At 65.7% G+C, this 24,268-nt stretch carries 21 protein-coding genes; 14 read left to right on the forward strand and 7 right to left on the reverse strand.

Annotated elements, in window-relative coordinates; all coding sequences use genetic code 11:
* Nucleotide 1 precedes the first annotated feature (1 nt).
* From J6525_RS34240 to J6525_RS34285, 10 genes are all read left to right on the forward strand, one after another.
* Nucleotides 2-961 (forward strand): ABC transporter permease, encoded by a 960-nt coding sequence (locus J6525_RS34240; RefSeq protein WP_225647975.1) that lies wholly within the window; start codon nucleotides 2-4, stop codon nucleotides 959-961.
* A complete protein-coding gene (locus J6525_RS34245; RefSeq protein WP_225647976.1) occupies nucleotides 958-1,941 on the forward strand; it encodes an ABC transporter ATP-binding protein in 984 nt (327 codons plus the stop codon). The genes J6525_RS34240 and J6525_RS34245 overlap by 4 nt, the downstream gene beginning before the upstream one ends.
* The gene (locus J6525_RS34250; protein ID WP_225647977.1) at nucleotides 1,938-2,930 is read left to right on the forward strand and encodes an ABC transporter ATP-binding protein; all 993 of its coding nucleotides are present in this window, start codon (nucleotides 1,938-1,940) and stop codon (nucleotides 2,928-2,930) included. The genes J6525_RS34245 and J6525_RS34250 overlap by 4 nt, the downstream gene beginning before the upstream one ends.
* Nucleotides 2,931-3,042: 112 nt before the next feature.
* A complete protein-coding gene (locus tag J6525_RS34255) occupies nucleotides 3,043-4,848 on the forward strand; it encodes a gamma-glutamyltransferase family protein (RefSeq protein ID WP_092083248.1) in 1,806 nt (601 codons plus the stop codon).
* 270 nt (nucleotides 4,849-5,118) lie between these two features.
* Nucleotides 5,119-5,829: a DUF1028 domain-containing protein gene (locus tag J6525_RS34260; protein ID WP_092083247.1), complete on the forward strand. Its 711-nt coding sequence runs from the start codon at nucleotides 5,119-5,121 to the stop codon at nucleotides 5,827-5,829.
* Complete coding sequence (locus J6525_RS34265; protein ID WP_092083246.1) at nucleotides 5,826-6,815, forward strand: ABC transporter ATP-binding protein; 990 nt, start codon at nucleotides 5,826-5,828, stop codon at nucleotides 6,813-6,815. The genes J6525_RS34260 and J6525_RS34265 overlap by 4 nt, the downstream gene beginning before the upstream one ends.
* The gene (locus J6525_RS34270; protein ID WP_225647978.1) at nucleotides 6,812-7,909 is read left to right on the forward strand and encodes an ABC transporter ATP-binding protein; all 1,098 of its coding nucleotides are present in this window, start codon (nucleotides 6,812-6,814) and stop codon (nucleotides 7,907-7,909) included. Before J6525_RS34265 ends, J6525_RS34270 begins: the two co-directional genes overlap by 4 nt.
* 17 nt (nucleotides 7,910-7,926) lie before the next feature.
* The gene (locus tag J6525_RS34275) at nucleotides 7,927-9,438 is read left to right on the forward strand and encodes an ABC transporter substrate-binding protein (protein WP_225647979.1); all 1,512 of its coding nucleotides are present in this window, start codon (nucleotides 7,927-7,929) and stop codon (nucleotides 9,436-9,438) included.
* 31 nt (nucleotides 9,439-9,469) lie between these two features.
* Nucleotides 9,470-10,411 (forward strand): ABC transporter permease, encoded by a 942-nt coding sequence (locus J6525_RS34280; protein ID WP_225647980.1) that lies wholly within the window; start codon nucleotides 9,470-9,472, stop codon nucleotides 10,409-10,411.
* 4 nt (nucleotides 10,412-10,415) lie between these two features.
* Nucleotides 10,416-11,306, forward strand: a complete 891-nt coding sequence (locus tag J6525_RS34285; protein ID WP_225647981.1) for an ABC transporter permease — start codon at nucleotides 10,416-10,418, stop codon at nucleotides 11,304-11,306.
* Nucleotides 11,307-11,580: 274 nt separating this feature from the next.
* Here J6525_RS34285 and cnbZ read toward each other — a convergent pair whose 3' ends face one another.
* From cnbZ to J6525_RS34315, 6 genes are all read right to left on the reverse strand, one after another.
* Nucleotides 11,581-12,324, reverse strand: coding sequence for a 2-amino-5-chloromuconate deaminase CnbZ (gene cnbZ, locus J6525_RS34290; RefSeq protein ID WP_225647982.1), 744 nt, complete (start codon nucleotides 12,322-12,324; stop codon nucleotides 11,581-11,583).
* A 132-nt stretch (nucleotides 12,325-12,456) separates the two neighbouring features.
* Complete coding sequence (locus J6525_RS34295) at nucleotides 12,457-15,558, reverse strand: multidrug efflux RND transporter permease subunit (RefSeq protein WP_092083242.1); 3,102 nt, start codon at nucleotides 15,556-15,558, stop codon at nucleotides 12,457-12,459.
* 81 nt (nucleotides 15,559-15,639) lie between these two features.
* On the reverse strand, nucleotides 15,640-16,833 hold the full coding sequence (locus J6525_RS34300; RefSeq protein ID WP_038383848.1) for an efflux RND transporter periplasmic adaptor subunit: 1,194 nt from the start codon (nucleotides 16,831-16,833) through the stop codon (nucleotides 15,640-15,642).
* Nucleotide 16,834: 1 nt separating this feature from the next.
* A complete protein-coding gene (locus J6525_RS34305; protein ID WP_026192475.1) occupies nucleotides 16,835-17,536 on the reverse strand; it encodes a TetR/AcrR family transcriptional regulator in 702 nt (233 codons plus the stop codon).
* 64 nt (nucleotides 17,537-17,600) lie between these two features.
* The gene (locus tag J6525_RS34310) at nucleotides 17,601-18,191 is read right to left on the reverse strand and encodes a thiamine pyrophosphate-dependent enzyme (RefSeq protein WP_028338816.1); all 591 of its coding nucleotides are present in this window, start codon (nucleotides 18,189-18,191) and stop codon (nucleotides 17,601-17,603) included.
* On the reverse strand, nucleotides 18,188-18,721 hold the full coding sequence (locus J6525_RS34315; RefSeq protein WP_018270486.1) for a thiamine pyrophosphate-binding protein: 534 nt from the start codon (nucleotides 18,719-18,721) through the stop codon (nucleotides 18,188-18,190). The genes J6525_RS34310 and J6525_RS34315 overlap by 4 nt, the downstream gene beginning before the upstream one ends.
* A gap of 204 nt (nucleotides 18,722-18,925) precedes the next feature.
* Here J6525_RS34315 and J6525_RS34320 point away from each other — a divergent pair, with 204 nt between their 5' ends.
* A complete protein-coding gene (locus J6525_RS34320) occupies nucleotides 18,926-20,149 on the forward strand; it encodes a cytochrome P450 (RefSeq protein WP_225647983.1) in 1,224 nt (407 codons plus the stop codon).
* Nucleotides 20,150-20,266: 117 nt separating this feature from the next.
* Nucleotides 20,267-21,481 (forward strand): ornithine--oxo-acid transaminase, encoded by a 1,215-nt coding sequence (rocD, locus tag J6525_RS34325; protein ID WP_225647992.1) that lies wholly within the window; start codon nucleotides 20,267-20,269, stop codon nucleotides 21,479-21,481.
* A gap of 519 nt (nucleotides 21,482-22,000) precedes the next feature.
* Here the strand turns inward: rocD and J6525_RS34330 are convergent.
* Nucleotides 22,001-22,456 (reverse strand): hypothetical protein, encoded by a 456-nt coding sequence (locus J6525_RS34330; RefSeq protein ID WP_225647984.1) that lies wholly within the window; start codon nucleotides 22,454-22,456, stop codon nucleotides 22,001-22,003.
* Nucleotides 22,457-22,507: 51 nt separating this feature from the next.
* Between J6525_RS34330 and J6525_RS47315 the strand changes: the two genes are divergently transcribed.
* A complete protein-coding gene (locus tag J6525_RS47315) occupies nucleotides 22,508-23,431 on the forward strand; it encodes a Spy/CpxP family protein refolding chaperone (protein ID WP_225647985.1) in 924 nt (307 codons plus the stop codon).
* Nucleotides 23,432-23,560: 129 nt separating this feature from the next.
* The gene (locus J6525_RS34340; RefSeq protein ID WP_028331847.1) at nucleotides 23,561-24,253 is read left to right on the forward strand and encodes a potassium channel family protein; all 693 of its coding nucleotides are present in this window, start codon (nucleotides 23,561-23,563) and stop codon (nucleotides 24,251-24,253) included.
* The last annotated feature ends 15 nt before the right edge of the window (nucleotides 24,254-24,268 follow it).

Below are 24,268 nucleotides of genomic sequence, written 5' to 3' on the forward strand. Positions count from 1 at the left end.
GATGTCCGATGCCGTCGTCCCCCATCGTTCCCAGGACAACCAGGCCCCTGCCGGCTGGTTCAGGCGCGCGCTCGACAGCGACATCTTCTATTCGTTCCGCCGCTCCAGGCTGACGATGGTCGCCGCCGTGATCACCTTGCTGTTCTTTCTGCTCGCAATCTTCGCGTCGTGGCTCGCGGTGCAGAACCCGTTCGACCCGGCGCAGCTGCAGCTGATCAACTCGCGGATCGCGCCGCTGTGGACCGCCGACGGCCAAAGCCCGTTCCTGCTCGGCACCGACGAGCAGGGCCGCGACGTGCTCTCGGCGATCCTTTACGGCCTGCGCATCTCGCTTGCGGTCGGCCTGGCCGGCGTGGTCTTTGCCGGCGCGCTCGGCATCGCCCTCGGGCTGATCGCAGGCTATTTCGGCGGCGTGGTCGACACCGTGATCATGCGGATCGCCGACGTGCAGCTCACCTTCCCCGCGATCCTGATCGCACTGCTGGTCAACGGCGTCGCCAAATCGCTGCTCGGCAACCGGCTCGACGAGATGAGCACGCTCGGCGTCCTGATCATCGCGATCGGTCTCAGTTTCTGGGTGCAATATGCCCGCACCGTGCGCGGTTCGGTGATGGTCGAGAAGAACAAGGATTACGTCGCCGCGGCGCAGCTGATCGGCCTGCCGGCGCCGAAGATCATGCTGCGGCACGTGCTGCCGAACACGATGGGCCCGATCCTCGTCATCGCCACCATCAACCTCGCGCTCGCGATCATCACCGAGGCGACGCTGTCGTTCCTTGGCGCCGGCATGCCCGACACCATGCCCTCGCTCGGCACCCTGATCCGGATCGGCAACAACTATCTGTTCGCCGGCGAATGGTGGATCGTCGCCTTCCCCGGTATTGCGCTGGCCGGCCTGATCCTCTCCATCAACCTGCTCGGCGACTGGCTGCGCGACGCCCTCAATCCGAAGCTCCGATGACCAAGCCTGTTCTTTCCGTGCACAATCTCGAGGTGGAATTCGTCACCCGCCGTGCGACCTTGCGCGCCATCAACGGCGTATCGTTCGACATCGCCAAGGGCGAGGTGCTCGGCGTGGTCGGCGAGTCCGGCGCCGGCAAATCGGTCACCGGCCTTGCCGTGATCGGCCTGATCGATCCGCCCGGCCGGATTTCCGGCGGCGAGATCGAACTGTCGGGCACGCGGATCGACCATCTTCCGCCGGAAGAGATCCGCCGCATCAGGGGCAAGCGGATCGGAATGATCTTCCAGGATCCGCTGACCAGCCTCAATCCGCTCTACCGGATCGGCGACCAGATCATCGAGACCATTCGCACCCACAGCAATCTGAGCGAGAGCGCCGCGCGCAGGCGCGCCATCGATCTGTTGGCCGAGGTCGGCATTCCCGCGCCGGAAAAGCGCATCGACGGCTACCCGCACGAATTCTCCGGCGGCATGCGCCAGCGCGTCGTGATCGCGCTTGCGATCTGCGCCGAGCCCGAGCTGATCATCGCGGACGAGCCGACCACCGCGCTCGACGTCTCCGTGCAGGCACAGATCATCGCGCTGATCAAGCGGCTCGGCCGCGACCACGGCACCGCCGTGATGCTGGTGACCCACGACATGGGCGTGATCGCCGAGACCTGTGACCGTGTGGCGGTGATGTATTCCGGCCGCATCGCCGAGATCGGCCCGGTGCAGGAGGTGGTGCGCAACCCGCTGCATCCCTATGCCAAGGGCCTGATGGGCGCGATCCCGACCCTCGCCGGCGAGGACAAGCGCCTGGTGCAGATCCCCGGCTCGATGCCGCGGCTGTCGGCGATTCCGCCAGGCTGCCCGTTCAATCCGCGCTGCGCGTTTGCCTTCGATCGCTGCCACGTCGAACGCCCTGAGCCGATCCGGCAGGGCACGCGATCCGTCGCCTGCCACCTGTTCGAGCCGGCGAAGGAGACGGCGGCATGAGCGGGACATTGATCGAGGTCAGGAATCTGCGCCGCGTCTTCGACGTCTCCAAGCCGTGGCTCAACCGCTTGATCGAGGGCGGCCATCTCGAATTCCTGAAAGCCGTCGATGGCGTCTCTTTCGACATCAAGCGCGGCGAGACCTTCGCGCTGGTCGGCGAATCCGGCTCCGGCAAGACCACCGTCGCCCGCATGGTGGTCGGCCTGCTGCCGCCGAGCTCGGGCGAGGTCGTCATCGACGGCGTCTCGATGACCGATCCGCGGCAGGGCCAGGCACGCCGCCGGCTGCGCCGGCGCATCCAGATGGTTTTCCAGGATCCCTATGCGAGCCTCAATCCGCGCTACCGGGTCGCCGCCATCGTCGCCGAGCCGATCCGCGCCTTCGACCTGATCCAGGGCGAGCGCGACATCAAGGCCCGGGTCGGCGAATTGCTCTCGCTGGTCGGCCTGCACCCCGACGACGGCCAAAAATTCCCGCACGAATTTTCCGGCGGCCAGCGCCAGCGCATCGCGATCGCCCGCGCGCTGGCATCCGAGGCCGAGTTCATCGTCTGCGACGAGCCGACCTCGGCGCTCGACGTTTCCGTGCAGGCGCAGATCCTCAATCTGATGCGCGACCTGCAGGACAAGTTCGGCCTCACCTATCTCTTCATCAGCCACAATCTCGCAGTGGTCCGCCACATGGCGAGCCGGATCGGCGTGATGTATCTCGGCCGCATCGTCGAGATCGCCGAGGGTCGGGAATTGTTCGAGAACCCGCGGATGCCCTACACGAAGATGCTGCTCGGCGCGGTTCCGGACCTTGCGATGTCCGGTCGCCAGCGGATCCCGGTGAAGGGCGAAATTCCGAATCCGATCGATCCGCCGCCGGGCTGCTCGTTCAACCCGCGCTGTCCCCTCGCCTTCGATCTCTGCCGCCAGAAGACGCCGGAACTGATCGACGGCGTCGCGTGCCATGCCGTCAACAGTCCCGCCGCCGTTCCGGCATGATCACGCGGATGGGAGCGGCCATGTGCACCAAGCGGTTGGCATACCAGCCGGCCTGTGATCAAGTGCGCCCGCCGAGAAGGCCCAACAACAAACCGACGAACGGTCAATCGCCATGAGCAACATCAACCCCGATCCGTTCACAACCCGGCCCGAGATCGAAGGCACCTTCGGCGTCGTCACCTCGACGCACTGGATCGCCACCGCGGTCGGCATGGCAACGCTGGAGAAAGGCGGCAACGCCTTTGACGCCGGAGTGGCCACCGCCTTCACGCTACAGGTGGTCGAGCCGCATCTGAACGGCCCCGGCGGCGACGTTCCGATCATCGTGCACGACGTCAAGCGCGGCAAAAGCGAGGTGATCTGCGGCCAGGGCCCGGCGCCGGCGAAGGCAACCATCGCGCATTATCGCAGCGAGGGTCTCGAGATGGTGCCCGGCACCGGCCTGCTTGCGGCCTGCGTGCCCGGCACATTCGAATCCTGGATGCTGCTGCTGCGCGACTACGGCACCATGAAACTGCGCGACGTGCTGGAGCCCGCGATCGCCTACGCGCGCGACGGCTATCCGCTGGTCGAGCGTGCATCGGCCACCATCAAGACCGTCGAACAACTGTTCCGGAAATACTGGACCACATCGGCGGACGTCTATTTGCCCAACGGCGAGGTGCCGAAGCCCGGCACCATCTTCACCAACAGGAAGCTCGCGGAGACCTACGCACGCATCCTCACCGAGGCGGAGAGTGCCGGCGGCGATCGCGTCGCGCAGATCGAGCGCGCGCGGCAGGCCTGGTCGAAGGGCTTCGTCGCTGAGGCGATCGACAAGTTCTGCCGCACCCAAGAGGTGATGGACGTTTCCGGCTCGCCGCATCGCGGCGTCCTGTCGGCCGACGACATGGCGCGCTGGCAGCCGACCATCGAGGCGCCGCTCACCTACGACTACGGCCGCTACACCGTGCAGAAGGCCGGGGTCTGGAGCCAGGGTCCGGTGATGCTGCAGCAGCTCGCGCTGCTGAAGGGTTTTGAGCTCGACGGGCTCGATCCCGCAGGCCCCGACTTCATCCATCTGCAGATCGAAGCCGCCAAGCTCGCCTATGCCGATCGCGAGACGTTCTACGGCGATCCGAAATTCACCGACATCCCGATCGAAACGCTGCTGTCCGATGCCTATAACAACGAACGGCGCAAGCTGATCTCGAAAGACAAGGCTTCGCTCGACTTCCGCCCCGGCGCGGTCGAGGGCTTCGGCGGCGTTGTGAAGTTGCGACACGCCGAAGGGCATCGTGAAGCGGTCGGCGCCATGGGCGCGGGCGAGCCGACCGTCGGCCGGTTCGGCGAAGTGCGCGGCGACACCGTGCATTTCGACATCATCGACAAGGCCGGCAACATGATCTCGGCGACGCCGTCCGGCGGCTGGCTGCAGTCCTCGCCGGTGATTCCCGAGATCGGTTTCTGCCTCGGCAGCCGCGCCCAGATGTTCTGGCTCGAAGAGAACCACCCTGCTTCGCTCGCGCCGGGCAAGCGGCCGCGCACCACACTCTCGCCGACCATGGCGCTGCGCGACGGCGAGCCGTATCTCTCCTGGGGCTCGCCGGGCGGCGATCAGCAGGACCAGTGGATCACGCAGTTCTTCCTGCGTCATGTGCACGCCAGGCTCAATCTGCAGGAGGCGATCGACGCGCCGGCCTGGCACTCCGAGCATTTCCCGATCTCGTTCTGGCCGCGCACCTCGCGGCCCGGCGTCCTGGTGCTGGAAAACCGCGTGCCAAAATCGACCATCGACGAATTGAAGCGCCGCGGCCATGTGGTCGAGATTGGTCCCGATTGGTCGGAAGGCCGCCTCACCGCGGCCTCGAAGGTCGGCGCCCGCCGCCGCGCCGCCGCCAATCCGCGCGGCATGCAGGGTTACGCCGCAGGCCGCTAGACGAGATGACCATCGTATCATGATGACGTCGGATCGAATTGCGGGCCAAGCCTCAAACTCCACCTCGCGCCGCTTGCGGGGAGAGGCACAGGCCGCCTACGGCGGCCGTCCTCAAGAACGCCGAAGCGGAGCTTCGGCTATGTCGCATCGAAGATGCGATCTGGGTGAGGGGGAGGCTCCGCAAACCCGACATCTGCCGCTTTCGCGGAACGAGCCCCTCACCCCAACCCTCTCCCCGCGAAGAGCGGGGAGAGGGAGAAGAGACGTAAGATGACCTGGTCGATCATCGCCCGCGACAGCGCCACCGGCCAGCTCGGCATCGCCGTCGCGACGCGGTTCTTCGCGGTCGGCGCGCTGGTGCCGCACATCGCACCCGGGATCGGCGCGGTGGCGACGCAGGCGCTGGTCAATCCCTATTACGGCATCGACGGCCTCGCGCTGCTGCGCGGCGGCAACAGCCCGCATGAGGTGATCGCGGCGCTGATTGCGCCCGACAGCGGCCGCGAGAGCCGGCAGCTCCACGTCATGGACGCCAGGGGCCGCATCGCTGCGCATTCCGGCAAGGACTGCGTCGACTGGTTCGGCCATATCGCCGGCGACGGGTTCTCGATCGCCGGCAACATGCTGGCCGGCCCCGCGGTGCTCGACGAGACCGCGCGCGTCTATGCCGCGAACGAGAAGCTGCCGTTCGCGGAGCGGCTGATCAAGGCGATGTTCGCCGGCGAAGCGGCCGGCGGCGACAAGCGCGGCAAGCAGTCGGCGGCTCTCTTAATTCACGGCGCGGAGGAATGGCCATTGCTCGACCTGCGCGTCGACGACCACGCCGATCCCCTGCGCGAGCTCGAGCGGCTGGAGGCCGTCAGCCGCGAGCACTGGGCGCCATTCCGGAGCTTCATGCCGACCCGCGACAACCCGGCCGGAACCAGCGATCGCGCCACCATCGACGCCGGCATCGCGGCGGCAACCACGAGCCGTAAATGACAGCAGGCCCGCTGATCGAGATCGAAGGCCTGCGCGTCACCTTCCAGGGCGATGACGGCCGCACCACGCATGCCGTCGACAGCGTCGATCTCTCCGTCGCCAAGGGCGCCACGCTCGGCCTGGTCGGCGAGTCCGGCTGCGGCAAGAGCGTGACCTCGCTCGCGATCATGGGGCTGTTGCCGAAGCAATCCGCCGCGGTGTCCGGCGCGATCCGCTTCGACGGCTTCGACCTGCTCGAGGTGCCGGACGAGACGTTGCGCGACCTGCGCGGCGATCGCCTTGCGATGATCTTCCAGGAGCCGATGACCTCGCTCAATCCGAGCTTTACCATCGGCGACCAGATTACGGAGACGATTCTGCGCCATCGCGGCGGCTCCCGCCGCGCGGCGCGCGAACGCACCATCGAGCTGCTGCGCCGCGTGCATATTCCCTCGCCCGAGAAACGCATCGACGAGTTTCCGCACAAGCTGTCCGGCGGCATGCGCCAGCGCGTGATGATCGCGATGGCGCTGGCCTGCGATCCGCAGCTTCTGATCGCCGACGAGCCGACCACCGCGCTCGACGTCACCTTGCAGGCGCAGATCCTCGATCTGATGCGGGAGCTGAAGGCTGCGAGCGGCGCCGCGATCATCCTGATCACCCACGATCTCGGCGTCGTCGCCGAAGTCTGCGACGAGGTCGCGGTGATGTATGCGGGCGAAATCGTCGAGCGCGCGCCGGTCGACGAGCTGTTCGCCAATCCGCAGCATCCCTACACGGTCGGCCTGCTCGGCTCGATCCCGCGGCTCGACCGCCGCACCAGCCATCTCGCCACCATCGAGGGCATGGTGCCGAACATGGCGAACCCGCCCGCCGGCTGCCGCTTCGCCGCGCGCTGTCCGTTCGTCGAGGATGCCTGCACCAAATCGCCGCCGCCGCTCGCGCTGCTGAGCCCGACCCACGCCTCGCGCTGCATCCGCGCGCCGCTGGAGCGGCTGGTGTCATGACGGCGCTGCTCGAGGTCGAAGGGCTGGTGAAGCATTTCGTCGCCGAACGCTCGCTGTTCGGCCGGCCGACCGCCCATGTGAAGGCGGTCGACGGCGTCAGCTTCACGGTCGAGGCCGGCAAAACGCTGGCGCTGGTCGGCGAATCCGGCTGCGGCAAATCCACCGTCAGCCGGCTGGTGCTGCGGCTGATCGAGCCGGATGCCGGCCGGATCCGCTTCGAGGGCCGCGACCTCGGCACGCTCAATGCCGAGCAGCTGCGCGCATTCCGCCGCGACGCGCAGCTGATCTTTCAGGACCCCTACGCCTCGCTCAACCCGCGTATGACGGTGAGCCAGATCCTGACCGAGCCGCTGGCACTGCACAATCTCGTGCCGCCGCCAGCCCGCCGCGAGCGGGTCGAGCAGCTGCTGCGTCTGGTCGGGCTCGAGCCGCGCTTCGCGCGGCGCTATCCGCACGAATTCTCCGGCGGCCAGCGCCAGCGCATCGCAATTGCCCGCGCGCTCGCGGTCGAGCCGAAGCTGATCATCTGCGACGAGCCGGTGTCGGCGCTCGACGTCTCGATCCGTTCCCAGATCCTGAATTTGCTGCGCGACCTGCAAGATCGCCTGAAGCTCGCCTACATCTTCGTCTCGCACGATCTCGCCGTTGTGAAGCACATCGCCGATCGCGTCGCCGTGATGAATCTCGGCACCATCGTCGAGACCGCGGATGCACAAGCGCTGTTCGCCGCGCCACGCCATCCCTACAGCCGCGCGCTGTTGTCGGCGATCCCGGTGCCGAAGCCGCGTGCGAAGCGCAGCCGCATCGTGCTGGAGGGTGAGCTGCCGAGCGCGCTCAATCCGCCGTCCGGCTGCCGCTTCCATACCCGCTGCCCCTATGTGATCGCGCGCTGCCGCAGCGAAGTGCCGCAGTTGCGCGAAGATGGCACCGGATATGCAACGGCCTGTCACCGGACGGGCGAGCTGCCCGACGCGGAGGCGATCGTGCCCTCCGATGGCGGGTTCTCGCCGACACTGGAAAAGCTGGTAGCGGCGTTCAATGCGGCGGAAGCCTCGGGACAGCCCGGGGTTATTTCACAGGGAACAAAGGCGTAGGGAATAAGGGGTTGGCGATGAGATTTTGGCGCTTGGCGGTCCTGATGGCGGCCCTCGTGACCTGGTGCGGAACGAGCGCGCGTGCCGAGACGACACTTCGCATCGGGCTCGCCGAGGACCCCGACATCCTCGATCCTTCAATCGGACGCACCTATGTCGGCCGCATCGTCTTTTCAGCCTTCTGCGACAAGCTGTTCGACATTGACGAGAAGCTGAACATCGTTCCGCAACTCGCGCTGTCCTACGAGAACTCGGCCGACGGCAAGGAGATGACGATCAAGCTACGGCCGGGCGTCAAGTTCCACGACGGTGAGCCGTTCGACGCCGAAGCCGCCAAATTCTCGCTGGAGCGCCATCTGACGCTGCCGACCTCGTTTCGCAAACCGGAATTGGCTGCGCTCGACCACGTCGACGTCGTTGATCCCCTGACCATCAAGCTGGTGCTCAAGACGCCCTACTCGCCGCTGATCGCCCAGTTGACCGACCGCGCCGGCATGATGGTTTCGCCGAAGGCGGTGAAGGAAGCGGGTGACAAATTCGGGCTGCATCCAGTCTGCGCCGGACCCTACAAGTTCGTCGAACGCGTACAGCAGGACCGCATGGTGTTCGAGAAATTCGGGGATTACTGGAACAAGGACAACGTCTTCATCGATCGCATCGTGTTCCTTCCTATCGTCGATGCCACGGTGCGGCTCGCCAATCTGAAATCCGGCGGGCTCGATCTGATCGAGCGCGTGCTCGCCACCGATATCAAGGACGTCCGAAGTGACAAGCGGCTCGTGCTGTCGACCGCACCTGAACTCGGCTATCTCGGCCTCACCATCAACATCGGCAACGACAAGAGCAAGGGGCCGCTCAGCCAGTCGGAAAAGGTGCGCCAGGCGCTCGATCTGTCGATTGACCGCGAGGCGCTCAACCAGGTCGTCTTCAACGGCGAGTTCACGCCGGGCAATCAGTGGGTCAGCCCGACACACCCTTACTATCAGAAGGCGTTTCCGGTTCGGGGACGCGACATTGCCAAGGCCAAGGCGCTGCTGAAGGAGGCCGGTGTCACGCTGCCCGTCGCCATCGACTACATGGTCCCCAAAGGCGCCGAGAACGAAGCCGTAGCCCAGGTCGTGCAGTCGATGGCGGCCGAAGCAGGCTTTGACATCAAGATCCGCGTGGTCGAATTTGCGACGACTTTCAAGCAGGCCCAGGCCGGCGAATTTCAGGTGTTTCAGATCAACTGGAGCGGCCGGATCGATCCCGACGGCAATTCCTATGTCTTCCTGCACACCAAGGCGCCGCAGAACGACGGCGGCTATTCCAACGCGGAAGCCGACAAGCTGATGGAAGATGCACGGCTGATCAACGATCCCGCCCAGCGCAAGGCAATCTACGAGAAGATGACCAGGATCGTGCTCAATGACGAGCCGATCATCTACATCTATCACCGCACACTCCTGATCGCCCACTCCACCAAGGTCGAGGGTTACCGGCAGATGCCGGACGGATTGGTGCGCGTGGTCGGGCTGAAATTGAAATGATCGCCACAGCGCAGGACACGCGGGGCCGACAATGCTGAACTTCCTCGCCAAGCGGCTGGTTCAGCTGGTCCCGACGCTGTTCTTCGTCTCGCTCCTGATCTTCTCGCTGCAACATTTGCTGCCCGGCGATCCGGCACTCGTCATGGCCGGCGAGGAGCGCGATCCGGCCGTCATCGAACAGATACGCCAGCAATATCACCTGGATCAACCGATCCCGGTGCAATATACCTATTGGGTCAAGGGCGTGCTCACGGGCGACCTCGGCGAGTCCCTGCGCAACAAGATGCCGGTGTCGAGCCTGATCGCGCAGAAGCTGCCGGTTACGATGCAAATCGCCGGCATGGCGATCGTGGTCGCCTTCCTGATCGGCATTCCCGCCGGCATCATCTCGGCGGTGAAAATCGGCACGGCGTGGGACTATGGCGCCAATTTGTTCGCGCTGTGGGGTATCTCGACGCCGAATTTCTGGCTCGGCATCATGCTGATCTTCCTGTTCTCCGTCGAACTTGGCTGGCTGCCGGCCTCCGGCTACGTGCCGCTCAGCGAAAACTGGCGCGCGAGCCTCGCCGCATCGGTCATGCCGGCCTTCGTGCTCGGCAATGCGATCGCGGCGATCCTGATGCGGCATACCCGAAGCGCGATGCTGCAGGTGCTGGAGAGCGACTATGTCCGCACCGCGCGCGCCAAGGGCCTGTCTGAGCGCACCGTGATCCTCAAGCATGCGATGCGCAACGCGCTGACGCCGATCATCACGCTCGGCGCGCTCGAGCTCGGCACGCTGCTGTCGGGCGCGGTGCTCACTGAGCAGATCTTCTCGATCCCGGGCTTCGGCAAGCTGATCGTCGATGCCGTGTTCAACCGCGACTATGCGGTCGTGCAGGGCGTGGTGCTGACCACGGCGACGATCTACATCACGCTCAATCTGATCGCCGACATCGCCTACATCCTCGTCAACCCGCGGCTGAGGGGCTGATCGGATGACCGACGCTGCACTCAGCCCCCTCGCTCCGCTTGCCGCCGCCGAAACGCTCGAGAGCCCGGCGCGGCGCGCCTGGCGGCGGCTGATCCGGCGCAAGGGTGCCGTGCTCGGGCTCACCGTGATCGCGCTCTTCATCCTGCTCGCCGTGTTCGCGCCGCTGATCGTGCCCTATGATCCGGTCGCGGCGAGCTGGTCGCTGGTACGCAAGGCGCCGTCGGCGCAGCACTGGTTCGGCACTGATGAACTCGGCCGCGACGTGTTCGCCCGCGTCGTGTTCGGCGCCCGCGCCTCGCTGCTTGCCGGCGTCATCTCGGTCGGCATCGCGCTTGCGGTCGGCGTGCCGCTCGGCCTCGTCGCCGGCTATCGCGGCGGCTTCATCGACGCGCTGATCAGCCGCATCACCGATGCCATGCTGGCCTGCCCGTTCCTGATCCTGGCGATCGCGCTCGCAGCGTTCCTCGGCCCGAGTCTTAGCAATGCCATGATCGCGATCGGCGTCTCGGCGACCCCGATCTTCATCCGCCTGACCCGCGGCCAGGTGATGAGCGTCAAGGTCGAGGATTATGTCGAGGCGGCGCGCGCGATGGGCAATCCGCGCTGGCGCATCGCGCTGGTCCACATCCTGCCCAACATCCTGCCGGCGCTGCTGGTGCAGGCGACGCTGTCGATCGCGGCCGCGATCATCGCCGAGGCCGCGCTGTCGTTCCTCGGCCTCGGCCAGCAGCCGCCGGCGCCGTCCTGGGGCAGCATGCTCAACGCCGCGCAGCGCTTCCTGACCAGCGCGCCATGGATGGCAGTCTGGCCTGGGCTTGCGATCTTCCTGGTCGTGTTGTCGTTCAATCTGGTCGGCGACGGCCTGCGCGACGCGCTCGATCCGAAGGCGCGGTAGTGGATTCGTGCCACAGCGAGCGCCTATGCTCTTTCCGTCACCCCCGCGCAACGGCTTCGCCGTTGTCGCTGGAGGAGCGCGCATCTTGCGCGCGTCTCGAAGGGTCGACGGCCACCGACCGGGCCGTTCATCCTTCGAGGCTCGCTCCGCGCTCCTCAGGATGACGGGACACCAAGTTCTCGTCATTGCGAGCGAAGCGAAGCAATCCACCATCACCGCGCATGCGGAGCTATGGATTGCTTCGTCGCTTCGCTCCTCGCAATGACGGCGGAAGCTAAATCACCACTTCCCTTAGCACCCTGCGGCAATCCATCTCGTATTCGAGATCGACCACCGGCGGGCGGCAGAAGTGCCAGGTCAGGCCGGAGCGGGTGGCGCCGCGGCGGACCAGCTCGTCGACGAGCACCGGATGGATGTCGTGCACGGTGTAGGCCTGCACCGCCGTCGTCTCCTGCCAGCCGAAGCTGAACTCCGCCAGACGGCGTTCCATCTCACTCGCGGTGAAGCGGACCTTCTCCCGCCACGCGCCAGGACTGAGATCGCGATAGCAGACGATGCGGTCGGGATAGCTGGCGGTGCCGCCGCGTGCCTCGGCACCGCCGGCGATCACGAAGGAGGGCGACGTCGTCGTGCTCGGCCGGGTGAACGAGAACGCATGGAACGACGGCTCGGCCGGCGGATCGATCTCGGGACAGACGTTGCTGCGCGCCACCGGATTGATGGTGCCGTCGAACAGGCCCCATTCGGCGAGCGTCTTGACGTAGTGCTGGTTGAAGGCGCGGAAGCCGTCCTCGGTGAAGGCGGCCGGCGAACGCAATTCGCAGGCGCAGAACGCGGTCAGCGGCCGGCCGGCGTCGCGGATGTAGGTCGCGATCCGCGCAAAACCTTCCGCGAGCGGCAGCAGGCGATCGAAGCGCACCCGCTCGATCTCATAGCCCGCGTTCGCCTGCGCGCCGCTTGAATATTGGAAGACGGCCGGAATGAACCGGTAATTGCCCGCCGCAAACTCGCTCGCCATGCCTGTTTCCTCCGGATTTCCTTAAGGCGAGTGCATTCTGCCCGCCGTCGGCAAAGGCTATCACGAGACAAAGGAAAGGCGGCAGTGGCTTTCGCCAGTGCCGCCTTCCCTGCGAGCATGAGCTTGGAGGGCTCAGGTCGGTTTCAGCGCGCCGCCGCGACGGTCGAGCTCGTAGTCGGCGATCTGCTTGGCGCGATCGGAATGGGCCGCGGCCTGGTGGTCGGTCGCGATCACCGTGTAGACCATCGGCAGCACGAACAGCGTGAACAACGTGCCGATCGTCATGCCGGCCACGACCACAAGCCCGATCGAGAAGCGGCTGGCGGCACCGGCGCCCGAGGCCGTGAGCAGCGGCAGCAGGCCGGTGACCATGGCCGCCGTCGTCATCAGGATCGGACGCAGGCGGATCCGGGCGGCCATCTCGATCGCCGCGCGGCGGTCCAGTCCCTCGTTGAGCTGCAACTCGTTGGCGAACTCCACCATCAGGATGCCGTGCTTGGTGATCAGTCCGACCAACGTCAGCAGGCCCACCTGGGTGTAGATGTTCATGGTGGCGACGCCGAAGAACAGCGGGATCAGGGCGCCGACGATCGCCATCGGCACCGAGATCATGATCACGAACGGATCGCGCAGGCTCTCGAACTGCGCCGCCAGCACCAGGAAGATGATGATGATGGCGAACGCGAAGGTGACCAGCAGCTGGTTGCCTTCGTGGACGTATTGCCGGGAGTCGGCCAAGAAGTCGTAGCTGAAGCCGGACGGCAGCTTCTTGGCTTCACCCTGCAGGAACTCCACCGCCTGGCCCATCGAGACGCCGGGCATCGGCACGGCCTGGAAGGTCGACGAGTTGAGCTGGTTGTAGTGGGTCAGCGCGTTGGGATCGACGCCGGTCTCGACCGAAACCACGGTCGACAGCCGCACCAGCTGCCCGGTCGCGGTCGGGACGTAGTAATCGTTGAATGCCTCAGGCGCGAGCCGGCTGGCGCGCGGCACCTGCGGGATCACCTGGTAGGAGCGTCCCTCCAGATTGAAGCGGTTGACATAGTTGCCGCCGAGCAGCGTCGCCAGGGCGCCGCCGATCGACTGCATGGTGATGCCGAGGTCGCTCGCCTTGGAGCGGTCGACCTTCACCCGGACCACCGGCTGGTTGAAGTCGAGATCGCTGTCGGTGACGATGAACAGGCCGCTCTTGCGCGCCGCATCCTTCAGCTTGCTCATCTGGTCGAACACCTGCTGGAATCCGGCCGTCGAAGAGATCACCATCTGCACCGGCAGACCGCCGGGGCCGCCGGGCAGCGGCGGCAGGCTGAACGCGAACGCGCTGATGCCCTCGATCTTGGACAGTTCGGCCTGAACCAGCGGCTGCAGCGCCTGCGCGCTGCGCTTGCGCTCATCCCACGGCTTGAGCAGCATGCCGGCGAAGCCGCCCTGCGGACCGGTGATGCCGTTCAGGATGAACCGCAGGTCGGTCTCGGGAAACTTCTGGAACTCCTTGTCCATCTTGTCGCCGTAGAAATCGATGTAGTCGATGTTGGCGTATTTCGGCGCCTTGGTCACCGCAAACACGATGCCCTGGTCCTCCTGCGGCGCCAGCTCCTTCTGGATGTGCATGTAGAGGAAGCCGACCAGACCGAGGATGGTCACGGCGAACAGCGCCGTGATCGGGCGGTAGTCGAGCGAACGGTCGAGCTGACGGCCATAGGCGCGCGTCAACGCGCCGAACACGCGATTGACCAGCCTGGCGAAACGCCCCTCCTCCGCGCTCTTGAGGAACACCGAGCACATCATCGGCGACAGCGTCAGCGCGATCACGCCCGACACGATCACCGAGCCAGCCAACGTGAAGGCGAATTCGCGGAACAGCGTGCCGGTCACGCCGCCGAGGAAGCCGATCGGCGCGTACACCGCCGCCAGCGTGATCGTCATGGAGACGACGGGACCGACGATCTCGCGGGCACCCTTTAGCGATGCCTGCACCGGTGGCAGGCCCTCCTCGAGATGTCGATGGATGTTCTCCACGACAACGATCGCGTCGTCGACGACGAGGCCGATCGCCAGCACCATCGCCAGCAGCGTCAGCAGGTTGAAGCTGAAGCCGGCGGCCAGCATCAGGATGCAGACGCCGATCAGCGACAGCGGGATGGTGACGACGGGAATGATCACCGACCGCAGCGAGGCCAGGAACAGGAAGATGACGACGACGACGATCAGGACCGCTTCTGTGAGCGTCTTCTCGACCTCATCGATCGACGATTGAATGAACTTGGTGGAATCGTAGGCCACCTTCATCTTCATCGACGGCGGCAGGTTGCGCTCGAGGTCGGGGAACAGCGCGCGCACGCCCTTCACCAGGGTCAGCGGGTTGCCCTGCGGCGTCGCCTTGATGCCGATGAAGATCGCATGCTCGCCGTTGAACGCGACGCTGGCGTCGGTGCTTTGCGCGGCGAGCTCCACCGTCGCGATGTCCTCGATGCGCACGAAGCCGCCGTCCTTCGCCTTCACGATCATCCGCTTGAACTGATCGATGTTCTGAAGGTCGGTATTGGCCGAGACGTTGGAGACGATGAAGAAGCCCTTGGTCTGGCCGGCGGCGGCCTGGAAGTTGTTGGCGGCGATCGCGGCGGCGACGTCGTTGGGCGACACGCCGCGGCCGGCCATGCGAGTCGGATCGAGCCAGACGCGCATCGCGAAGGTCTGGCCGCCGAGGATGTCGGCCGACGCGACGCCATCGACCGTCGAGAGCACCGGCTGCACGACGCGGGTCAGGTAGTCGGAGATCGACGATCCGGTCAGCTCCTCGCTGGAGAAGCCGAGATACATCACGGCGATGGTGTCACCGGTAGCCTTGGTCACAACGGGATCGAAGGCTTCCTTCGGGATCAGGTATTTGACCGAGTTGACCTTGGCGAGCACCTCGGTGAGCGCCTGGTTCGGATCGTGATTGAGCTTGACGTAGACCTGAATCGTCGAGGTGCCGAGCACCGAGTTCGACGTCATGTAGTCGACGCCTTCGGCCGACGCGACGGCCTGCTCGATCGGCGTGGTGATGAAGCCGTTGATCAGCTCGGGCGACGCACCGGGGTATGACGTGGTGATCGTCACGACGGTGTTCGAAAGATTCGGATATTGCCGGATTGGCAAAACCATCGCCGCGCGCAGGCCGATCAGCAGGATCAGCAGGCTGACGACGACCGACAGCACCGGGCGCTTGATGAAAATATCAGTGAAGGCCATCGCCAACTCGATTCGTGTTCTGCCGGCTTGCGGCAAGATGTGGCGGAGGGCCGATGGCCCTCCGAGTTCGATGAATGAAGATCAGTAGCGCGGCGGTTCGGCCGGAACCGGCGGCGGCGGATCGGTCGAGATCGCAACCGGCATGCCCGACTGCAGCTTGATCTGGCCGACGGCGACGACCTTGTCCCCCGCCTTCAGACCCTTGAGGATCTCGACACGGCCCTCGACGCGGTTGCCGGTCTTCACGAAGGTGCGGTCCGCGGTCAGGGTGGTCTTGCCGTCGTCGCCCTTCTTCTCGGTGATCAGGAACACCGAGTCGCCGTACAGCGTGTAGTCGACAGCGGTTTCCGGAATGGTCACGACCGGCGGCTTCCCGGGCAGCACGATCGTGGTGGTCGCGAACATGCCGGGCTTGAGGATGCTGTCCGGATTCTGGATCGTGGCCTGAACCCGGATGTTGCGGGTGTCTGTCGCGATCTGCGGTTCGATGGTCGTGATCTTGCCTTCGAAGGTGCGGCCCGGATAGGCGTCGACCGAGACGCGTACGGCCTGGCCGACCTTGATCTGCGAGCTCTGCTTCTCGGTCACGGTCAGGTTGGCGTACAGCACCGACAGATCGGTCAGCGACACGATCTGCGTGCCGGCCGTCAGGTACTGGCCGACTTCGACCTGGCGCACGCCGAGATCGCCTTCGAACGGTGCGCGCACCAGCTTCTGGGAGATCAGCGCTTCGGTCTTGGCAATGCCCGCCTTGGCCTGGTCGTAAGCCGCCTGCGCGGTGTCGACGGTCGATTGCGGACCGAACTGGCGCGACGCGAGCTGCTTGGCGCGGTCGAGCTGCAACTCGCCGACGGTCGCCTGCGCCTTGTAGTTGGCGAGGTCGCCCTGCTCCGGTGCGTCGAACAACTGCACCAGCGGCGTGCCGGCCTTTACGTGGCTGCCAGCGGTGAACAGGATCTCGGTGATGCGGCCCGGCACGTCGGTCGTGACGTTGACCTGGTGCACGGCGACGAGATCGCCGACGGCGGTCAGCAGGTTCGGAATCACTTCCGTCTTCGCCTCGACGGCCGACACGTTCGCCGGCGGCGGCTTATTGTTGGCAAAGAACTGCGCGATCATGTGGCTGCGGAAGGCATTGAAGCCGACCAGCGCACCGACGAGCAGGGCCAGCAACAGGCCTACGATGATGAACCAGCGCACCATGCGGACGGGACGCTTGGCTTGCTTCTCCTTGATCGGTTGCCCCGAGATGTGGCTTTCGGTCTGAATATTCATGTCATGCACTTTCTGCAGTTACCGACGGTCCTGCGATCGGCGACGGCTGGCGGCCCAAATGAGTTGAAATTGCGGCTTCGGTAAGTCCGATGCCGCGAAGGATGAATTGGCAAAGCTGCCGCTCGGCCGCGGCGGCATCGCCGTAGGGGAGGCATGGTGTCGCAGGCAGCTGTGTCAGCGCACCCATCAGCACGGTATGGTGCGCAAACCAGAACAGGTTGAGCGGCTCGTCGCCGATCTTCGTGGCCTCGCCGGCGGCGATCGCCCGCTCGAGCGAGGCGGCGAAGGTCGGACCGATCAGCTTGCCGACCTTGTCGTAGAGCAGGCGCGCAAACTCGCCGTCGTCGAGATGGCTCGTCACCATCAGCCGCATCCGCTGCGCCTCTTCCTGGTCCGGCGCATCACGCAGCTGCATGAAGTGCCCGACCATGCCTTGCACCAGCTCGACCAGCGTCGCGGTGGAGGGCTCCTGGCCGAGCAGATGCGCGAGATCGGGATCCGCCTCGCACTCCTCGGCAAGGATCTCGGCATAGAGCGCCGCCTTGGACGGGAAATGCTTGAACAGCAGCCCTTCCGAAATGGCAGCCGCGGCCGCCACGCTCTTTGTCGTGGTGCCGGCAAAGCCGTTGCGGGCGAAACACCGCTTTGCGGCGCTCAGGATCAACTGACGCCGCAAGTCACTCGTCATGCGTAAGGTAGACATTTGGGTCGTGAGTAATCACTCACTTTACCAAAAGTCAAGGTTCTATTGCACCGCGAAAGCCACTTTAAATAGGAGTGTGGCCGATCGACCCTCGGATGCGGTTCACGAGGTAGGTGCCGTCGCGGCTGGACAGCACGCGCTCCAGATTGGCCCCGTCGATCTTCGCGCTGGCGAACCGCGGCCCCGCCGTAACGTCTTGCAAAGACGAGGCAAAAGCCTCGACCTCAGCCATCGTGCTGATCGCCCGGCTATCCCCGATTCCGCAGGCTTTGGCAACACCCACGAGGTCGGCGGTTCCGCCGGTATGGCTGGCCTGGCCGCCGGTCTCGCCGTAAGCCTCATTGTCCAGCACGATGATCGAGAGATTTTTCGGCTGCTGCAGGCCGACGGTGGCGAGGCTTCCCATCCCCATCAGCATCTCGCCGTCGCCGGTGATCACGACGACCGGCAGCGTCGGCTGGGCCAGCGCGAGGCCGAGCCCGATCATCACGGCGCCGCCCATGCCGCCCCAGAGATAGAAGTTGCGGTCGTGGTCGCCCGCGGCAGCGATGTCATAGGTCGAGGCACCGAGGCCGCCGACGGCGAAGGCGCCCTTGCGATCTTTCAGCAGCTCGGAAACGACGGCACGGCGGTCGAGGAGATTGGCTTTGCTCATTTGGTGAAGACCTTTGCCCCGATCAGGCGCTGCGACAGCAGGACGGCGGTTGGCGTGCAGGCGTTATAGGCCTGCGCCGCGCCGGCCTCGACGACTTCGCGGACCTCTTCAGGGTGCGAGGCGCGCAGCACCTTGATCCCGGACAATTCGAGAATCCCCTGCGTGTTCGAGCCCATCGGCACCTGCCAGGGATTGAACTCGCCCCATTCGCCGCGCATCGTCACCAGCGTGAGGAACGGCAGGCGGAAGATCTGCACCAGCGACAGCATGTTGATGCAATTGCCGACCCCGCTCGACTGCATCAGCAGCACGCCGCGCTGGCCGCCGGCCCAGGCACCCGCGAGCAGCGCCACGCCCTCTTCCTCGGTGGTCAGCGCGATGCCGCGCATCGAGGACGACCCCAGCACCCGCTCGATCAGCTCTGAATGCCCGGCGTCCGGCACGTAGGGCACCTGACGCACCTCGAAGCGCTGCAATATCGAGAAGATCTCCTCGGGCCAGGAGGCCGCAGTGTCGGCACGGGCATGCATTGGCGTTTCCGGTCTTGTTGTTTGGTCGCGACTGTAGAGGGGCGCGCGCGCTTCATCAAAGCGCAAAACCGCATATGGCTCTGCGATTTGCTCGCACCACGCGGCGCCCGGCGCGCTGTTCCCGGCACCTAGCAAATTGTGTTGCGCGGCCGCCGCCCGCGGCTTACGATAGTTGCAAATGAAACTAATTGGGTTGGGTGCGCCATGAACGGACACGCGCGCGAGCTGGCTGACGGCTTCGACCTCGAGAAGCTGACGCCGGAGTTCTACGCCGACCCCTATCCGACCTATCGCGCATTGCGCGAGAACGCGCCGGTCAAGCGGCTGCCGAACGGCTGCTATTTTCTCACTCGCTACGACGACCTCATCGCCGCCTACAAGAACACCAAGGCGTTCTCCTCCGACAAGAAGAAGGAGTTCTTGCCGAAATACGGCAACTCGCTGCTCTACGAGCATCACACGACCAGCCTCGTCTTCAACGATCCGCCGGCGCATACCCGCGTGCGGCGGCTGATCATGGGCGCATTGTCGCCACGGGCGATCGCCGGCATGGAGCCTGACCTGATCGCGCTGGTCGACAGCCTGCTCGACCGGATCGAGACCCGCGACCGCTTCGAGCTGATCGGCGACTTCGCCTCGGCAATTCCGGTCGAGGTGATCGGCAATCTGCTCGACGTGCCGCACGACGAACGCGAGCCGCTGCGCGACTGGTCACTGGCGATCCTGGGCGCGCTGGAGCCGGTGATCGGCAAGGACGCGTTCGACCGCGGCAACAATGCGGTGAAGGATTTTCTCGCATACCTCGAAACGCTGGTTGAACGCCGCCGCGCCAAGCCGGGCAATCCCGAACGCGACGTGCTGACAAGGCTGATCCAGGGTGAGGACAATGGCGAGCGGCTGACCGCGAAGGAATTGCTGCACAACTGCATCTTCCTGCTCAACGCCGGCCACGAAACCACGACCAATCTGATCGGCAACGGGCTGGTGGCGCTCAGCCAAAATCCGGATCAGAAGCAACGGCTGATCGCGCAACCCGAGCTGGTCAAGACCGCGGTCGAGGAGATGCTGCGCTACGAAAGCTCGAACCAGCTCGGCAACCGCATGATCGTGGAAGAGACCGAGCTCGGCGGCATCAAGCTGCCGGCGGGCACGCTGGTCACGCTGTGCATCGGCGCGGCCAACCGCGACCCCGCGCAATTTCCCAACCCCGAAGCTTTCGACGTCGCGCGCACGCCGAACCGCCACCTCGCCTTCGGCACCGGCGCGCATCAATGCGCCGGCATGGCGCTGGCGCGCCTCGAAGGCGCCATCGCGATCTCGCGGTTCCTCAAACGCTTCCCGAACTACGCGCTCGACGGCGAGCCGGTGCGCGGCGGGCGAGTGCGCTTCCGCGGCTTCCTCAGTGTGCCCTGCAGCATCAGCGCATAAATTGTCCCCTGCGAATTCGGCCGGCGACACACTTCCCTGTGGAGGAACTGATGCCCAAATCAACTGCAGGCACGATTTGATGTAGTCTCTCGTGCGCTGCAGCGGGAGTGACGCATGATGAATGCATCGGTCACTGATTTCCTCGCAACCGAAGCGCAGTTCGGCACCTACAACTATGAGCCGATCGGGGTCGTGCTGTCGCGCGGCGAAGGCGTCTGGGTCTGGGATACCGATGGCAACCGCTATCTCGACTGTCTCTCCGCCTATTCGGCGGTGAGCCAGGGCCACTGTCATCCGAAGATCCTCGCAGCCATGATCGAGCAGGCGCATCGGCTGACGCTGACCTCGCGCGCCTTCCACAACGACCAGCTTGCTCCCTTCTACCGCGAGCTCGCGGAGCTGACCGGCTCGCACAAGGTGCTGCCGATGAACAGCGGCGCTGAAGCGGTGGAGAGCGCGATCAAGTCGGTGCGCAAATGGGCCTATGAGGTCAAGGGCGTGCCGGACGGGCAGGCCGAGATCATCGTCTGCGCCAATAATTTCCACGGACGCACGCTCGGCATCGTCGGCTTCTCGACCGACCCCGGCTCGCGCGACCATTTCGGCCCGTTCGCGCCGGGCTTCAAGATCATCCCGTTCGGCGATGCCGCCGCGCTCGCGCAGGCGATCACGCCGAACACCGCGGCCTTCCTGGTCGAGCCGATCCAGGGCGAAGCCGGCGTCGTGATTCCTCCGCCAGGCTATTTCGCCCGCGTGCGCGAGCTGTGCACCGCGCATAATGTGATGCTTGTGCTCGACGAGATTCAGACCGGGCTCGGCCGCACCGGCAAGCTGCTCGCCGAGCAGCACGAAGGGATCGAAGCCGACGTGACGCTGCTCGGCAAGGCGCTATCGGGCGGCTTCTATCCGGTGTCGGCGGTGCTTTCCAACAACGCTGTGCTCGGCACGCTGCGGCCCGGCCAGCACGGCTCGACCTTCGGCGGCAATCCGCTGGCCTGCGCGGTGGCGCGGGCGGCGCTGCGCGTGCTGATCGACGAGGGAATGATCGAGAACGCGGCGCAACAGGGCGACCGCTTCCTCGCCGGATTGCAGGACATCCGCGCCAATGTGATCCGCGAGGTGCGCGGGCGCGGGCTGATGCTGGCGATCGAGCTGCACCCGGAAGCCGGCGGCGCCCGCCGCTACTGTCTGGAGCTGCAGGCGCGCGGCATCCTCGCCAAGGACACCCACGAGCACACCATCCGGATCGCTCCGCCGCTGGTGATCACGGCCGATCAGGTCGACTGGGCGACGGAGCGGATCGCGGCGACCCTCACGCAGGACGTCTCCTGACGGTTCCCCTCGCCGGAAGACCGTAACGCCGGCCGTAGCCACAACGAACGAATCCGACGTCGGTGCGTTAAAGTACTGCGGGCGACTGTTGAACGGAGAGCTAAGCTCATGCTTTCCCGCAGCGCTTTGTTTGTTGTCTTTTTGATTGGCAGCTCGATGCTCGTGGCGCACGGCGGCGCGTCCGCCCAGCCACACGGAAAGGGTCCACCGGCGGCAAGGCCGGCTGCACCGGCCGCAATGGCGCGTCCCGCCCCGATGGTACACGCCGCCCCTCCCGCGATGGCCAGGCCGCCCGCAATGGCGAGACCGCCTGCAATGGCTCGGCCACCCGCGATGGCACGGCCGGCGGCACCCGCGTTCCACGCCCCGCAACGACCGGCGATGGCGCCGCGCCCGACCCCGCATTTCGCCGCCCCGTCGGTGCGCCAGGCCCCCCATATCGCCGCGCGTGTCGCAACGCCACGCCCCGAATTCCGTCGCGGAGCACCGCAGCGTCAAGCTCCGCATATCGCGGCGCCATCACGTCCGAGCCCACCTTCGCGCTTGAGCGAGCGGCCGTCGCCGACGGAGCGCGTTCAACAGCGCGCGCAGCAGCAGCAGCAAATGATCCAGCAACGCCAGCAGGCGGCGCAGCAGCGGCAGCGTGACGCGCTCTCGCGCCAGACCACCGAGCGGCAAACCCGGATCGATCGCCTGCAGCAACGCGTGCAGCAACTGCAGTCGCAAAAGGTCCAAGGTGCACGCGCGCAACGCGTCCATGACCGTGCCCTGCAGGCGCAGAGCCGTCTGTTGCAGCGCGAGCAGCGTGCGCAGCAGGCCGACGTTGCCCGCCAGCAGAGATTGGCGCCGGCAGCGACGGTTGGCGCTGCTGTCGCGATCACGGCCGCGACACAGGCGGCTCAGCGTGAGCGATTTGCCGCGCGCTTCCGCGAGCAGGCAGGTGCGCAAGGCCAGGCAGGGCTTGCGGCGCGCCAAGGCGGCTGGGCGCCCCGGCATGCCTGGCGCCGCGGCAGCCACGCGGCCTTCGTGGCGTGGCTTGGGCCGGTGTTCTGGCCCTACGCCTATTCGGACATCTTTGACTACACGTTCTGGTCCTACGCCTACGAGCCCGGCTATTGGGCCTACGCCTATGACGACTTCGTCGACACCGTGTTCTGGGACACCAACAGTCCCTACTCCGCCTATGCCAGCATCAATCCTGGCGACTATCCGGCGACCGCAGGCCGCGATCGGTCCCGTCAACGCACCGACACGAGCCCGCATGCAATCAAGCAGCTCTGCGGCGAACCGGACAAGGGCGTCACGGCCTGGCCGCTTGCCGGCATCGCGCGGGCGGTACGGCCGGACCAGCAGCAGCGCGCCCTGCTCGACGAGTTGAAGACATCAGCGGCAAAGGCCGCCGATATCTTCAAGGACTCCTGCACGGACAGCTATGCCATGACGCCCACCGGCCGCTTGCGGTCGATGGAGAACCGCATCAGCGCGACGCTCGAGGCGATCAAGATCGTGCGGCCTGCGCTGGAGAATTTCTACAGCTCGCTCAGCGACGAGCAACAGGCCCGCTTCAATGCGCTTGGTCCGCACGTCGGCGAGCGTTCGGCGCAACAGGAGGCGACCGCGCAAGCCGGCAATTGCGGCGATTCGAAATCCGACCTGGCCCACCTGCCGATCAACCGGATCGCGGCCTCGCTTCATCCGGCGGGCAAGCAGAAGGAGGCGCTCGACCGCCTGAGCGATGCGACCGCAAAAGCCATCGCGGACCTGCAGGCGGCCTGCCCGAACGACGTGCCGCTGACGCCGGTCGGCCGGCTGGAGGCGATGCAGCACCGGCTCGAGGCCATGCAGAAGGCCGCGAAGCTGATCGAGCCCGCACTGGACGAGTTCTATGCGATGCTGAGCAGCGAGCAGAAAGCCCGCTTCAACACGCTGCAGCGGGTCGCGAGCCCCTGAGACGGCCGGCCGGCGATCCGGATCGCCGGGCGCGCCACAGAATGCCAGCCCCCCATCTTGCCTTTGCGGCCGGCGCGCAGCAATGTCTGTTACCGGCGTCCTGATGCAATGCCGAATGACGGGGCGGGAATGAAGCGCGGCTGGATGAGCACTGGCGAGCTACGCGAGCGCTGGGGCGATTCCTTGTTGACGGTGCTCACTGTCCTGCTCCTGGTCATGATTTTCGTGGTGGCGCCGTTGCAGGCGTTGGGCCTGTTCGAATTCCAGATTTTTGAGCTCCTGCTCGCGCTGGTCCTGGTCGGCGGCGTCTTCCTGATGTCAGGCAGCACGCTGGCGGTCGTCACGATGCTGGTCGCGCTCGTCATGATCGTCACGGGCGGGATCCTGAGACTACGCTCACCTTCAATTTTCGATCTCAACCTGTTCGCCGCATCCTGGCTGCTCGTCGGCCTCACCATGGCCGTGACGGTGGCGCGCGCGACGTTCGCGCCAGGCCGCGTCACCTATCACCGTGTGATCGGCGCGGTCCTGCTCTATCTCACGGTCGCCGTGATCTTCGCGGCGCTCTACACCTTTGTCGGCACGCTGAGGCCCGACGCATTTCCCGGCATGAAGGTGGAAGACAGCCCGACATTGGCGAGTCGCGTCCTCTATTTCAGCTTCGCCACGCTCACGACGACAGGTTATGGCGACGTCGCTCCGCTGCATCCGATCGCGCGGAGCCTGTGCAATCTCGAGGCGATCTTCGGCCAGCTCTATCCGGCAACGCTGCTGGCGCGGCTCGTCACGCTGGAGATCGAGCACCGCAACGAGGAGTCCTGATGAGGCGGGAAGCGG

The sequence above is a fragment of the Bradyrhizobium australafricanum genome, from assembly GCF_020329495.1.
Taxonomy (GTDB): Bacteria; Pseudomonadota; Alphaproteobacteria; order Rhizobiales; family Xanthobacteraceae; genus Bradyrhizobium; species Bradyrhizobium australafricanum.

Coding starts and splice junctions, on each gene's coding strand:
- J6525_RS34275 (WP_225647979.1), top strand. CDS start 7,927: ATGAGATTTTGGCGCTTGGCGGTCCTGATGGCGGCCCTCGTGACCTGG.
- J6525_RS34245 (WP_225647976.1), top strand. CDS start 958: ATGACCAAGCCTGTTCTTTCCGTGCACAATCTCGAGGTGGAATTCGTC.
- rocD (WP_225647992.1), top strand. CDS start 20,267: ATGAATGCATCGGTCACTGATTTCCTCGCAACCGAAGCGCAGTTCGGC.
- J6525_RS34260 (WP_092083247.1), top strand. CDS start 5,119: ATGACCTGGTCGATCATCGCCCGCGACAGCGCCACCGGCCAGCTCGGC.
- J6525_RS34240 (WP_225647975.1), top strand. CDS start 2: ATGTCCGATGCCGTCGTCCCCCATCGTTCCCAGGACAACCAGGCCCCT.
- J6525_RS34315 (WP_018270486.1), bottom strand. CDS start 18,721: ATGCATGCCCGTGCCGACACTGCGGCCTCCTGGCCCGAGGAGATCTTC.
- J6525_RS34340 (WP_028331847.1), top strand. CDS start 23,561: ATGAAGCGCGGCTGGATGAGCACTGGCGAGCTACGCGAGCGCTGGGGC.
- J6525_RS34265 (WP_092083246.1), top strand. CDS start 5,826: ATGACAGCAGGCCCGCTGATCGAGATCGAAGGCCTGCGCGTCACCTTC.
- J6525_RS34295 (WP_092083242.1), bottom strand. CDS start 15,558: ATGGCCTTCACTGATATTTTCATCAAGCGCCCGGTGCTGTCGGTCGTC.
- cnbZ (WP_225647982.1), bottom strand. CDS start 12,324: ATGGCGAGCGAGTTTGCGGCGGGCAATTACCGGTTCATTCCGGCCGTC.
- J6525_RS34270 (WP_225647978.1), top strand. CDS start 6,812: ATGACGGCGCTGCTCGAGGTCGAAGGGCTGGTGAAGCATTTCGTCGCC.
- J6525_RS34300 (WP_038383848.1), bottom strand. CDS start 16,833: ATGAATATTCAGACCGAAAGCCACATCTCGGGGCAACCGATCAAGGAG.
- J6525_RS34310 (WP_028338816.1), bottom strand. CDS start 18,191: ATGAGCAAAGCCAATCTCCTCGACCGCCGTGCCGTCGTTTCCGAGCTG.
- J6525_RS34285 (WP_225647981.1), top strand. CDS start 10,416: ATGACCGACGCTGCACTCAGCCCCCTCGCTCCGCTTGCCGCCGCCGAA.
- J6525_RS34305 (WP_026192475.1), bottom strand. CDS start 17,536: ATGTCTACCTTACGCATGACGAGTGACTTGCGGCGTCAGTTGATCCTG.
- J6525_RS34250 (WP_225647977.1), top strand. CDS start 1,938: ATGAGCGGGACATTGATCGAGGTCAGGAATCTGCGCCGCGTCTTCGAC.
- J6525_RS34320 (WP_225647983.1), top strand. CDS start 18,926: ATGAACGGACACGCGCGCGAGCTGGCTGACGGCTTCGACCTCGAGAAG.
- J6525_RS34255 (WP_092083248.1), top strand. CDS start 3,043: ATGAGCAACATCAACCCCGATCCGTTCACAACCCGGCCCGAGATCGAA.
- J6525_RS34280 (WP_225647980.1), top strand. CDS start 9,470: ATGCTGAACTTCCTCGCCAAGCGGCTGGTTCAGCTGGTCCCGACGCTG.